This window comes from SAR324 cluster bacterium (assembly GCA_029245725.1).
In the GTDB taxonomy this organism is placed as follows: Bacteria; SAR324; SAR324; order SAR324; family NAC60-12; genus JCVI-SCAAA005.
Genome location: JAQWOT010000054.1, coordinates 1 through 12,638, shown reverse-complemented (window position 1 = coordinate 12,638; position 12,638 = coordinate 1). Strand labels below are relative to the sequence as shown.

Genomic DNA, 12,638 nt, shown 5'->3' with positions numbered 1-12,638 from the left:
GATGCCCCGCTGGAGCAGTGCCTGTGTGATGAGAAGGCGCCTGTGCAGCGCAAGGTCTCCAAGAGCGCATTCCATTTGAAAGGCGGTGGTTGGTACAAGGACGGATATGGTAGTGCCAAGCCAGAGAGTTCTGAAGAAGGTAACAAAGAATCCAAAAATAACGAAAGTGGAACTGAATCCAAAAAAAGTGACAGTAGCACCGAATCCAAAAATAACGAAAGTGGAACTGAATCCAAAAAAAGTGACAGTAGCACCGAATCAAGCTCAAAAGAGAGCAAACCGGCGGAGTCAAGCAAATCCAGTGACTCCAGCTCTTCTTCCTCCTCTTCCAGTTCTGGTGGCAAGGAAAGTGCTGCCTGAGCCAACTTGATTCTTCCAGTCCCTCCACTCATGTTGGGGCTCATGTCTTAACCTGAGTGGACCCCTCTTTGATGCCCAGTTTTCTTCGCCAGATCCTGATCCTGCTTTGGAAGGACCTGCTGATTGATTTACGCCGCAAGGAGAATTTTCTCTCCATGCTGCTCTTCTCCACCCTGACGCTGTTGATTTTCCAGTTTGCGATGGGAGATGATCAACGGACTTTTCGTCTGGCTCTACCCGGAATCATCTGGGTGGTCTTCATGTTGACGGGGGTCCTCAGCCTGAACAAGTCCTACCAGCAGGATTCTGAGAATGGTTGTATTGGTGGGTTGTTGTTGGCTCCGCTGGATCGTACCGTCCTCTTCCTCGGTAAGTTTCTAGCCAATCTCTGCTTTCTGCTGGTCGCCCAGTTACTCTTTTTGGCGCTGTGCTTTCTCTTCTTCCCCCTGAGAGTTCAACATTGGCCTAGTGTGCCTGGAATTCTGTTGGCTGGCACGGTTGGCTTCAGTGCGCTTGGGACTCTGCTGACAGCCATGACCGCATCACTCAAAGGACGTGAGGTATTGCTGCCAATCCTGCTGTTCCCGTTGATGGTGCCCGGACTGCTCAGCCTGGTGAACCTGACAGCCTACCTGTTCTTCGATACACGTCCTGAACAAGTTGATGCCTGGTGGAACCTGTTGCTGGGTTTTGATGTCTTGCTGTTGGTGGTCTCGATACTCGGATTCGAGTTCGTGATGGAGGAATGAGGGGAAGGAAAGGCCTGAACGATTCGTGGGAACGCCCAGGCTTTTTTGGAAAGTTTGGCTTAGTTGCCGAGATCGCTCAAACGCCCTGCTAGTCCAGCAGCATCGTTGCCGATCAACGGTGCTAACTGCTCGAGTCTTTCGCGGACCAGACCACTAGATTGTTGTCTTCGAACTTTGATTTCTGGGTTTACCAGTTTCGTCGCTGAAACAAGGTTTTCTCCGCTCACATCTGCGGGACGTAGCACTCCCTGCACAGTAGTCACATAACGCACCTGATTTCGCTGTCGGTAGTCCACTTTCTGTCCAGAGATGAGCATGTTTCCATCCGGGTAAACACGAACGACTCGCGCGCTGATCGTGTTCAGTCCCCGTAGAATCTCATTCTGCTCTTCTTCAATCGCATTCCGCAGGGTCAGCGCTTCCAGAGCCAGACTTGCTGCTTGAACCTCATTCTGTGGTGCAGCTGCAGCTTCTCCACCATCTCCTCCTCCCTCTTTGGGTGGAGGTACGTTGCTGATCAAATCTACTTCCTGAATAGTGAGCAGATCTCCACGATAGCGAGCACGATGATCACGGAAGAGATTACCGAAGGAAGCCTCACTACGCCAAAGGGATCCTTCCAGGGCGTTACGACTCGTGTTGAGTGCAGGCTGACGCTGACGACGTGCAGAATTGTCTGCCAGCTGTTTCCTGATCGGTTGTGGTGGTGGTGGCGGTGCCAACGCTGAACAGCCAGCAATGACTATCAGCAGTCCCCACAAAATCAGAGTTCTAACAACTTTGTTTTTGTTCATTCACTGTACCTGAACCGTGTTCTCATCCTGCACGGTGGCGTAGACCACCAATTTGCTATCTACGTTGCGAACCAGAATTTTTTCACCCCTTCGTCCTTTGGACATCGAAATACCAGGAGCTGTCAGGCGGAGCAGAGGGGTTTCATAAACAATCATCAGACGGTCTCCACTATTGACCAGTGGTGGAGTGGCAACGGTCCTTTCCTGGATCACTTCCTTCGGATTGATTGTGCGGGTTGCGATTTTGCCCACCAGATCCTGGGATTCGGTGACATAATCGGCTGTTGTTCGGTCCACGTTGCGGCGCACTCGCACCAGATCGGTCTCTTCAATGATCTTATCTCGCTGAATCGTATCCTTGGCGACAAAGATCTCTTTGTAGACCTTCAGATACGCCCGTACAGTCACCTTGCGTGCTGATTCTCCATCAACCCGGAAATGAACCTGGTAGTTCCGATATCCCCCTTCCTTCTTGTAAATTCCGATCTCACTGATGTCATAGCTCAGCTCTCCACGCGGCAGGAACACATCGTTGACCTGTGCCAATAGCTTGGGTTGAACGTCCTCGTCTGGATGCCTGTTTTTGATGAAAGCCAGTACTGCTTCTTCAATATCTTTTCCAGGCACCTTGAGCGCAGCTCGATAGACTTTGACGGTTTCATTGTTGGGGAAGACCAACTTGTCGATGTCTATCTTGTGGAAACGTAGACGGGAGAGCAGTAGAGAACGAGTGACTGTCAGATTTCTACCAGGCAGCGGAGAGCGGCCCACCTTCAGTCCAGCGATGCGATCAACCAAGCTGGGATCGTTACCCTGTAGTTCCGCAATTTCACCGAGGGTATATTCTTCGTCAGACACCGCAGATGTCTCAGCGAGAAAGACCTGAATCTTGTCAAAGTCTTCTTCGCTCAGCGCCTCAACCGCACTGACCGGCAGTACAAATCCGATTAACAGACCAATCAGTAGCCACAGGTTTTTCATCAAGTTACCGAATACTCAACGAATCAGACCATTCGCTGTCTTCAGCATCTCATCGGAAGACTGGATCGCCTTGGAATTGACTTCGTAGGCTCGCTGGGCAGTAATCATATTGACCATCTCTTCTACCAACGAGACGTTGGAACCTTCCAGGAAACCCTGATTGAGGCCACCCATGCCGTTTGCAGCTGGGCTATCCAAAACAGCATTACCAGAGGCTGGTGTGGAGACGTACAGATTTTTGCCAATCGGTGTCAGACCTGCTGGATTCTGGAAACGAGCAAGTTGGAGACTGCCGATGGCTTCTGGTTGAGTTTCATCACGAAGGAAGACAGAAACCGTACCATCGTTGCTGATCTCAACTTTCCGAGTATCAACTGGAATGTTGATCTCTGGGTCAACAGGCATCCCATCATTGGTCACTAGACGTCCCTGACCATCAATGTTGAAGTGTCCGTCACGGGAGTAAGCGATGATGCCGTTAGGCTGCAGAATCTGGAAGAAACCAGCGCCATCAATACTAATGTCCAGATCGTTGCCCGTGTTCTGCAGATTTCCAGTCACATGGACTTTTTCCGTGGAGACTTGTTTCACACCGTGTCCAACATGAAGACCCACTGGAACCTGAGTGGACAAGGAGGCTGGCACACCTGCGTTGCGTTCGTTGTGATAGAGCAGGTCCTGGAAGTGTACTCGACTCTTTTTGAAACCTGTGGTGTTGACGTTGGCCAGGTTGTTGGCGGTGACATCAATATTGCGCTGCTGGGCTCCCATACCGGTAGCTGCAGTGTAAAGAGATCGCATCATAAGGCTTCAACTCGCTATAAAAAGGTTATCCCCGGAGCCGAGAAATACTAATTGCTCGCTCGTTCATCCGGTCAACGCTGCTCAAAGATTTCTGAATCGATTCGTACGTGCGGTTTGCGCTGATCATGCGGGTCATCTCCATGACGGTGTTGACGTTGGAGCCTTCCAGCATTCCCTGCTGGACTCGAACTTCCTCGGAAGGAATTGGCACATCGTCACTGCTGATCGGTGCGAAGAAAGAGTTGCCCAGCTTCTGCAGGTTGTCCTGATTACGGAAGCGGACAGTCAGCAGACGGTCAGCAAGCTGCCCATCCACCTGGACTCGGCCCTGATAGTCTACAAAAATTTCTTGGCCCTTCACCTGAATGGGACCGTTCTCACCCAATACTGGATAGTTGTCTGAGGTGACGATCGTGCCCTCACTATTCAGCTGGAAGTTTCCATTACGGGTAAAGCGCTGACCAAAGGGCGTGTCGATGGTGAAAAAACCTTCATTGTTGATAGCCAGATCCAAAGCATTGTCTGTTTGCTGCATGGGTCCGGGCGAGAAATTTTTTCCAATTTCATCTACGGTCACGGCAGATTTCTCCATACCCACATACTGATCTAGGTATTCATGGGACAGAAATCGCTCCTCTTCCGATTCCGGCAGCACCTGCTGTGCTTTAGAAAGCACCTCGCGGAAGCTCGGTTGGTCTTCTTTAAAACCGGTAGTATTGACGTTGGCCAGGTTGTTGGACACCGTATCCATCTTACGCTCGACAGCGCCGGCGGCCTTGACCAGACTATAGACTCCGCTCATAAAAGTGCTCCGAATCAGACGATTGCAGTGAGGTAGGCAGGATTCCGCATTCAAGGCGTATACCAGCAAGGGACGGGCCTTCAGGTCCTTTTTTCCCAATCTCCTTTCCCTAGAGAGGCATGACCGGCAGCATCCGCAATAAAATTCTGGTCGTCTTTTATCTCAGTTCCGTTCTTTCTTTGCTTGGCTACATCCTGATCTATCTGCTTTCACAGCAACAGGGAGAGTTGGTGGAGGACAGTTCACAGATTCCACCTGTGACCGAAGCCTGGTTTCGACTCAACAATGGAATACACCACGCTGTTTCCTCACAACGGGAGTGGCTGCTCTCAGGCAATAGTATCTTTCGTGAAGGACGGATGAATGCCTGGGATAAAGAGATTGAGCCTGCTCTGCTGGAGTTGGACCGCCTCTACAAAACATCACGCCTCTGGCAGGATGAACGCCAAGTCGAAGCCCGAACCTTCTATGATATTCGGCTGCTGATTCGTAACCTGAATGAGCTACAACAACAGGTTGAGGCCCTGACCTTCCGCTCCCTTGCCAACACTAACAACCTGACAGATCGGCGTGACAGTGATTGGCTGCTGGCCAACGACATGATGGTCAACCAAATCCTGCCACTACAGTCGAACATCGAAGACGCTATCACCACTATTGTGCGTTGGCAGTCGAATTTCTCAAGGCAGAACACCCTGCAGATTCGCAATGAGGTGATTGATCTCAACATTCGCATCCTCTTCATTGCGCTGGCCGTTTTCCTGATTGGTTGGATTCTCTCCCGGTTACTTGGAGAACAGATCGCTCGCTCACTGCAAGAATTACGGGACGCTGTCCGGCGGGTCAAGGATGAGAATTTTGATGGACAGATCGAGATTTCGACGCAAGACGAGATTGGTGAATTGGCTGAGGAGTTTCGAGAGATGCTGATTGCCATTCAGCAACGGACTCAACAGTTGCGCAATTCCTTCACTGAGTTGGAGAGAGCTTCCCAGACCAAGAGTGAATTCTTGACGAACATGTCTCACGAGCTGCGCACGCCACTCAACGCTATCATTGGCTTTGCTGATACCTTGCTGGATGATGACGAGAATACCCTCTCCAACTATCAGCAAGATCGACTAGGTCGGATTCGAGACAGCGGCCAACAGTTGCTGGACATGATCAACTCTTTGCTAGATCTGTCACGCATGGAAGCGGGAAAAATGCAACTGCACTTCACCGAGTTTGCCCCGAGGGAGGTCGCTGAAGAAGTACTCAATCTGCTGGAACCGCTGATGCACCGCAAGCAACTGCAGAGTCAACTGATTGCTCAGGGTCGTGTATTCACCTGTCGCCTAGATCGGGACAAGTTAAGGCAGATGCTGATCAATCTGCTGGGTAACGCCATCAAGTTTACTCCAGAAGGTGGTACCATCAGTGTTACGCTCAGTCGCAACGGGGACTGGTTCCAACTTGCGGTACACGATACCGGAGTCGGTATTGCTGCTGATCACTTAGAGAAAATTTTCAAGGCTTTCCAGCAGGTCGACAGTTCTGTCACCCGCAGTTATGCCGGTACAGGATTGGGCCTGGCACTGGTACAATTAACTACCCACCTGCTCAAGGGGCAAGTTGAGGTTCGCAGCCAAATTGACAAAGGCTCAACCTTCACACTGTTTCTACCACTGGACCCAGAGAGCATTGAAGACGCCGAGAAAGAATTGCTTGGTTGAACCCGAGAGGCAGTAACTCAGTTGGTGAAGTTGTAGCCTCGTTCTTCATGAGAACTAATATCCAGGCCTTCCACCTCTGAATTTTCATCTAGCCGTAGCCCAATCAAAGCATCCATCAGCTTGAGCAGAATCCACGTCACCACTGCTGTAAAAATAATCTGGTTTCTTCGATTTTGAAGTGTAGCAATCAGGCAATCGAGATGTGCTGGGTTCGCTGTTGTTTAGCTCTCAGCAGGAAGTACATCCCCACTCCGTTACAACCCCAGATGACAGCCAGCAGTGCCATCGTATGGGTGAGTGAATAATGTTCGGCAATGTAACCAACTAATGGAGGGCCGAAGAGCATTCCTGCCATTGACAAGGTATTAACATCTGCGATGTTGACCCCGGCATTTTCAGGGTCAATCTCAGCAGCATTACGCATCACAGTGGGGAAAAAGTTAGCGCTGACAAAGCCAAAGAAGAGGAAAACCACTACGATCAGCGTAGGATTTTGAGAAAGCACAGCTGGAAGTAGAACCACTCCTCCCAAAATCATCGCATGACTTCCAATACGCATTTCTCCAAAACGCTGAATCAGCGATTCTCCACGTAATCGTGCTGCAATTTCACCTAGGCTAAATGCAAAAATAATCGCCCCTCCGTAAGCCATTGGTACGAACATATCCTGTGTTAACCAAAGCGCAGACCAATCGAGGACAATGCCAATCGTGCTCAGACTGAGAGCACCAAGAATACCGAATCCCAAAACTCTTCGATCTGGTAGTCGCAATGGCAGTGCCTGTGTACGAGCCAGACACTCTCCCTGCAAACAAATCTTCCAGAGTAACAAGCTCACAAGCATTCCAATACCCGCAGTCACAGGAAAGACCCAGTAAGCTGAAACCTCGAACTGTACGAGGGTTCCACCAACCACCGATCCGACTAGCGACCCGATAGAGAAGAAGGCGCTGTGCATCGGCATCAGAAAGCGGCCGGTCAACTTCTCCATCCGGAAGGTTTCTGCCGTGGCAGAAGGAGCAACAAAGCCAAAGAAGAAACCACATGGGATAATTGCCAACAACACCGTAACATAGGTAGGAGCAAGGACAGCCAGTGCAAGGCAAGGGGAAAAACAAAACATCGCTGCAATCATCAATGGCCCCGCTCCAAAGCGAGGAATCAGTCGACGCCCTCCAATTTGTGTCGAGGTAATGGAACTGATGGCGAAGCAGAGCAGCAGCTTGCTGAAATCCAGTGGGGTCAGATTAAGCGAAGCAACCTTCCAGGGAATGTAGACAAACCAGATACCGACACTGATCATCGGAAACAGTACGACCAAGCGAGCAGCCCAGATAATCCGGATGGCTACTGCCTGTTGTTCTGTCGTTAGAGGAAGGCCAGAGGCCACTGAACTCACAAAACTGTATGCACGAAAGGGAAAGAATTAATTGGCGAGTTGTTCCTGCAGGTTACTGAGAACAATTTGCAGCGATTGTTGGATGGTCTGGTCCAACTCCACGTTATCGACCTGATCCAAGTCAAATTGCTGGGCCTGCTGGTGGTAGTATTCATGAACGGTACGAATTTCCTCAAAGTGTTTGAGGTAGTGTTTCTCTGCTCGACGCTGCTGCAACTTGCCTCGGATTCGGAAACGATTCATATGATTTTCTCCTTCCTGAAGTCGAAGCAGTAGCGGGATGTGGTAGGCATGGCCCTCAAACTCCGGCATCCTGACCAGAAACGGTAGTAAGTGAACTCCTTCAATCAGTAAATTTGTGCCTTCGGCAATCGCTCTGCGCACCATCGCGCGTATTCCCACACATACCTGCTGGGACTGCAGAACAAAACCTGCAACCATTCTTTCTTGTGAGGCTTTCTTTTCATCAAAAAACAACTGACTGCCTGCTTCGAAGGAAGAGACATGAAGCGTTGGCACAATCTCTTTACTGAAAGAAAGGCGCATCACTTCGCGGATACTGTCCGTGCCCACCACATTGAGAATTCCTAAACGGCTGGCAAGTGCCTGGGCCAATGTCGATTTTCCCGTTCCTGGGGCACCAGCGACGTAGAGAATTACGGGATGAGGCAGATCATTGATCCGACTGGCGACTTCATAAGTACGAGCAATGTCAGGGCTAAACTGTGCTTGCAGCTGCTGCCGCACCAACTGGATCAGTTCCTCCGACTTGATCTCCATTTTGCCCAAGAGGATCAGATCCTGCTCAATCTGGCGAGAAATCAGGTAAGCCTTGCCTGGCGAAATCCCTGCAGAAGTGATCGACTGGCTGAGCATCCCTTTTGAAAAAGGATAACGACTCTCACCACGATGTACCCAGAGTTGAGGAAGCTCTGATTTGACAGGATTACGCTGAAGATGAGGATGCTTCTGCTCCAGGTATTTTTCCAGCAGCAGTCCCAGATCTGTTGAGGTAATCTGTCGGCGTCGGCTTAGCTTCTTCTTAACTTCCTTCGTAATGAGGTAGGCCTTTTCGAAGGACACACCCTGCTCTGTCAGAGTGCGTGTCATGATGCCGCGCAGAAACGGTTCACGATCACCGTTGCTACGAACAACCGTCAAGGAATCTTTGCTCATAGGGAAGGCCTCATCGCCTCACCAGCGGTAGTCAAGGGTGCTACCAACAGCAAGACCGAGTGCACGAGCTTGCCCTGCGTCCAGTTCCAGAACCAGATTGGCCGACTTGTCTGGGGTGATGGTCACGGATGTTTCACCAGAAGAGGGTGGGGGTACATTCTCTGCCACATAAACTACACGGCTATTGCGTAGCCAGAGAATATCGATTGGAAAGTTCATATCTTTCATCCAGAAACCATGACGCCCTGAACGCTCAAACACGAACAGCATGCCCCATCCTGGTTTGAGTTGTGGACGGTCACTCAAGCCTTGTTGTCGTTTGGCTGGAGTATCCGAGACTTCGACAGGGATTTCCACACCTCTCTGGGTGATCACCGTTGCCTTTTGGTAACTGAATGTGCGTGCCTGCAGTGATCCAACCAGGAGCAAACCGCAGCAGAGCAGACCGAACCATCGAATCATGCAGGCATCCGTGCCAATTTTGCGAGCCGCTTTTTCACCATTCGTTGCTTGAGTGGCGGGAGATAATCAATGAACAGACGTCCACGTAGATGATCAAACTCGTGTTGTAGACAGATGGCCAATAGTCCGTCTGCCTCCAATGTCTGCGGTTGTCCCTCCAGATCTTGGTATTCAACTGTGATTTTCTCAGCACGGGGGACTTCTGCACGAAATTCTGGGACACTCAGACAACCTTCCTCGATTGCTGTCTCTCCACTAGCATCTACGATCTTTGGATTGACCAACACTTGGGGCTCTCGCTGGCCGTGATCTTCATCTCCTGCCATCACATCGACCACAACAATTTGTTTGAGGACTGCTACTTGGTTGGCTGCCAAGCCAATGCCTCTTTCTTCATACATGGTCTCCAACATGTCCGCAGCAAGTTGGCGCAATTTATCATCAAAAACCGTAACCGGCATGGCGTGCTGCTGCAGGATTGGATCTGGGAATTCATGAACCTGTAAAAGCGCCATCAGCATCTACTCCAGATTAGAGTTATAAAAGCTTCACTTTAACGGATGACATTGCAAAAAGCCACTAAAGAACTGATGCCAAGACGGCTCTGGTACCACCTCCATCTCTAAAATCCAGACGATTTCAGCCAACTCTGCAAAGGCAGCTAGTTTGACTGCATCCTTCTCTGTTGTAACCCAACGCTGCGCACGGCTTTTACGCCGAAGCCAAAGCAAACGCTGAACGTCTTCACCAGTGTAGGAATGATGGTCGGGCCAGCTCGAAAGTTCTTCCAAGCTCTGACAGAGAGGTCGCAGTACTTGAGCGAAGCCTTCAGGTTGGGCAATGCCACAATTGGCAAAAATAACTTCCTTAGCCAGTGTTTTGGTATCTCTCACTTCCTGACCATCCAATCTTCGTAAGCGGACGGGTAGATAGTCACAGCGAAAGATTGGCCGATTTACCTTGAGTTCCTGCCGCAACAAATGCATCCAGGCATCAGAGAAACCCAGGTTGGCTTTAGTCAGTAGAATCGCATCAGCCCGGTTCCAGTGATGCTCAGGCTCACGCAACTCACCCAGTGGAAGGAGTTGGCGATTGCCAAGGCCTCGCTCTGCATCAATTAGCAGCAGGTTGAGATCTCTTGCTACAGCAAGATGTTGGTAGGCATCATCCAGCAGAATCAGATCAGGTCGATCACGGAGCAAAGCCCAGCGCGCATTACGAATTCGAGAAGATCCGACATAGATTGGCATCTCAGGATGACGTTGAGCTAGCCAGGCCGGTTCATCACCTAATAATTTTGGGCTCAGTGGCCAAGGAGCATCGGTTGAACAGAAACGTTGGAGAGTCGCTTTGGAACACCTTCCATAACCCCGACTGAGAATCACAACTCTTCTTTGCTGCTGCTGCAGGGAACGCATGAGCATTTCGATAACTGGAGTCTTGCCAGCGCCCCCTACTGTAAGGTTTCCTACAGCAATGACTGGCACAGGAGGGTGAAAGGTTGTGATCAATCCATGACGATACATCCATAGGCGTAGCAGCAGCAGTGCTTCGTAAACAAACGCAAGAGCAGCCAGAGCAGCGCGGAGCAATGGATTGCGCCAAAGCCAGGGAGGAGAGAGTTTTGGAAGCATCTTACTTGAGCAAACGGTAGCGCATCTCCTGTTCAGCTGGCAGATCAGGACTGACCGGTTCTAGCAGTCCTGCGCTTACTAATTCATGCAAGATTTCGTCGGTTTGCTTGGCAGTCAGGCGCAACTGAAGGAACAAATCAGTTCGGCTCAACTCTCCACTTTGACTACGTGCTAGTTGGACAGCCTCATGCAATGGTAATTGGCGATAGATGCCATATTGGTAGTACCCAAAGCCAAACAAGGCACCACCAACGAGAATAGATGGGAGACCAACCAGGGGAAAAGGAATCGGTGCTCCACTATCCAGTAAGATCAGTGACCCAAGAATCATCGAACCCCAACTCAAGATTCTTTCCCGACGCTTACGGCCCAGGTAGATTTCCGAATCGAAGAGTTGCTCGGTCATGGATGATTGTGCAAGAGAGGTTCTTGGTTACGAAAAGTTTCCATCATTCATACCCCAGTCAAGACATCGGCTGCAATCTCTGAATTTCTCCATACGCTTCGGAGATCTCAGGGTTCCAGCAATTTACTGGCTCACTCCGGTGTCAACTCTGGCAAGCTGGGTAGGCTCAAAGGAGCAACATCGTCTAAAAGAGTGGGGATGACAAAGACCAGCACATGATCAAACACTTGTTGATCATCTCTCAGTCCAAAGAGCGGGCCCAGCAATGGTAGATCCTGAAACAAAGGGACGCCCTGCGTACTGTTAGAGCTTTGCTGGCGAATCATTCCTCCCATCAAAATGGGTTAACCATTAGAGACCATCAAGGAACTTCTGCCTTTCTGACTGTTGATCTGGGGAATGCCATCAATCGCATTGTCCTGCAGTGGTGTGCTTGTTTCTGCATGAATACTAACCTGCACATGACCATCCTGACCAGAGCCTCGAGGTTCAATCCAACGTGGAGTGAACCTTAGCGTTACACCAGTCTGAATCTGCTGTAATTTCACGTCCGTATCACTTACCAAACGCACACTCAGCAATGAGCCACTGCTCATCTCTGCCTCAAGACCATTCAGGGTAACCACAACAGGACGCGAGAGCACCCGACCTTCTCCCTGCTCTTGCAGCATTCGCAGCATCGCGTCAATGCGGACACCACGACTGATATCAAAAGGACCCGCTGTCCAACTCAGACCAAAGTCTGGGCCTTCCAGAGCGCGTACCCCATCAGCAGAAAAGCCAGTGCCCCACCAGCATAGCCCCAATTCCCGAGAAATTTTCTCTATGATTTCAAAAATATGTGCTTCGATGCAAATCAAAGGGCTCGGTTGATCCCACAACACAATCAGTTCTTCCACCAGTTGTAGCTGTGCTTTGGTTCCTCGAATCAGTAAGGCATTGTTCTGGCGATCTGGCAAGATCAACGGTTGGGGCTGAGTCTCTACAAAATCAAGGGCTTGCTGGAAAAATTCCCGCAGTTGGTCTTCTGTGCTGGGTAACGTAATCTACTGTCCTTCTGCCATGATCATCCGAGGACCACAGACAGATAGCGCAGTGTAAAACGCCTGAATTCCTGTTTCGGTCTCATCAGCATGTTGGGAACTGCCACCTGTGGTACCAACGACTCTCCAGCCATTTGTTTTGCAATAGCCTGCTCTAGTTTTTCAAGAGTGGCATTTAGCAATGTAATTCCTTCAGCTGGCCCTTCCATCCAGAGCGAAATTGGACGTTGGGCCACCTCCCAGAACGCATTGACTTCCTGTAGTACAGCTGGCCCAGAACGGAGACTTTCTAGCTGTTGCTTGAGAACATCAT

Annotated in this window: 15 protein-coding genes and 1 pseudogene; 2 read left to right on the top strand and 14 right to left on the bottom strand. The window is 50.3% G+C overall.

From position 1 onward, the window contains the following. A partial coding sequence (locus P8O70_02305) for a hypothetical protein (protein MDG2195717.1) occupies positions 1-404 on the bottom strand: 404 nt, incomplete at its 3' end. A gap of 27 nt (positions 405-431) precedes the next feature. Between P8O70_02305 and P8O70_02300 the strand changes: the two genes are divergently transcribed. After that, complete coding sequence (locus P8O70_02300; GenBank protein MDG2195716.1) at positions 432-1,109, top strand: heme exporter protein CcmB; 678 nt, start codon at positions 432-434, stop codon at positions 1,107-1,109. Positions 1,110-1,168: 59 nt separating this feature from the next. On the opposite strand, the gene P8O70_02295 is transcribed toward P8O70_02300, so the two are convergent. The 4 genes from P8O70_02295 to flgF are packed head-to-tail and all read right to left on the bottom strand — an operon-like array spanning position 1,169 to position 4,589. Beyond that, the gene (locus P8O70_02295; GenBank protein ID MDG2195715.1) at positions 1,169-1,903 is read right to left on the bottom strand and encodes a flagellar basal body L-ring protein FlgH; all 735 of its coding nucleotides are present in this window, start codon (positions 1,901-1,903) and stop codon (positions 1,169-1,171) included. Next, entirely contained in the window at positions 1,904-2,884 is a 981-nt protein-coding gene (gene flgA / locus P8O70_02290) for a flagellar basal body P-ring formation chaperone FlgA (protein MDG2195714.1), read from the bottom strand. A 15-nt stretch (positions 2,885-2,899) separates the two neighbouring features. Then, positions 2,900-3,688, bottom strand: coding sequence for a flagellar basal-body rod protein FlgG (gene flgG, locus P8O70_02285; protein MDG2195713.1), 789 nt, complete (start codon positions 3,686-3,688; stop codon positions 2,900-2,902). Between the two features lie 25 nt (positions 3,689-3,713). Continuing rightward, positions 3,714-4,589: a flagellar basal-body rod protein FlgF gene (gene flgF, locus P8O70_02280; GenBank protein MDG2195712.1), complete on the bottom strand. Its 876-nt coding sequence runs from the start codon at positions 4,587-4,589 to the stop codon at positions 3,714-3,716. A 20-nt stretch (positions 4,590-4,609) separates the two neighbouring features. On the opposite strand from flgF, the gene P8O70_02275 reads away from it, so the two are divergent. Continuing rightward, the gene (locus P8O70_02275; protein MDG2195711.1) at positions 4,610-6,205 is read left to right on the top strand and encodes an ATP-binding protein; all 1,596 of its coding nucleotides are present in this window, start codon (positions 4,610-4,612) and stop codon (positions 6,203-6,205) included. A gap of 17 nt (positions 6,206-6,222) precedes the next feature. On the opposite strand, the gene P8O70_02270 is transcribed toward P8O70_02275, so the two are convergent. From P8O70_02270 to P8O70_02230, 9 genes and pseudogenes are all read right to left on the bottom strand, one after another. Next, on the bottom strand, positions 6,223-6,360 hold the full coding sequence (locus tag P8O70_02270) for a hypothetical protein (protein MDG2195710.1): 138 nt from the start codon (positions 6,358-6,360) through the stop codon (positions 6,223-6,225). A 32-nt stretch (positions 6,361-6,392) separates the two neighbouring features. Then, on the bottom strand, positions 6,393-7,595 hold the full coding sequence (locus P8O70_02265; GenBank protein MDG2195709.1) for an MFS transporter: 1,203 nt from the start codon (positions 7,593-7,595) through the stop codon (positions 6,393-6,395). A 36-nt stretch (positions 7,596-7,631) separates the two neighbouring features. Then, positions 7,632-8,780 carry an AAA family ATPase gene (locus P8O70_02260; protein MDG2195708.1) on the bottom strand — a complete coding sequence of 383 codons (1,149 nt, stop codon included), beginning with the start codon at positions 8,778-8,780 and terminating at the stop codon, positions 7,632-7,634. Between the two features lie 18 nt (positions 8,781-8,798). Next, positions 8,799-9,242, bottom strand: coding sequence for a DUF192 domain-containing protein (locus P8O70_02255; GenBank protein MDG2195707.1), 444 nt, complete (start codon positions 9,240-9,242; stop codon positions 8,799-8,801). Further along, positions 9,239-9,757, bottom strand: a complete 519-nt coding sequence (gene def / locus P8O70_02250; protein ID MDG2195706.1) for a peptide deformylase — start codon at positions 9,755-9,757, stop codon at positions 9,239-9,241. Before def ends, P8O70_02255 begins: the two co-directional genes overlap by 4 nt. A 33-nt stretch (positions 9,758-9,790) precedes the next feature. After that, a complete protein-coding gene (gene lpxK, locus P8O70_02245; protein ID MDG2195705.1) occupies positions 9,791-10,876 on the bottom strand; it encodes a tetraacyldisaccharide 4'-kinase in 1,086 nt (361 codons plus the stop codon). Between the two features lies 1 nt (position 10,877). Next, positions 10,878-11,282: a hypothetical protein gene (locus P8O70_02240; protein ID MDG2195704.1), complete on the bottom strand. Its 405-nt coding sequence runs from the start codon at positions 11,280-11,282 to the stop codon at positions 10,878-10,880. A 131-nt stretch (positions 11,283-11,413) separates the two neighbouring features. Further along, positions 11,414-11,953 (bottom strand): annotated as a pseudogene (locus P8O70_02235) (hypothetical protein). Positions 11,954-12,348: 395 nt separating this feature from the next. Next, positions 12,349-12,638 (bottom strand): hypothetical protein (locus tag P8O70_02230; protein ID MDG2195703.1); only part of this gene is annotated, 290 nt, incomplete at its 5' end.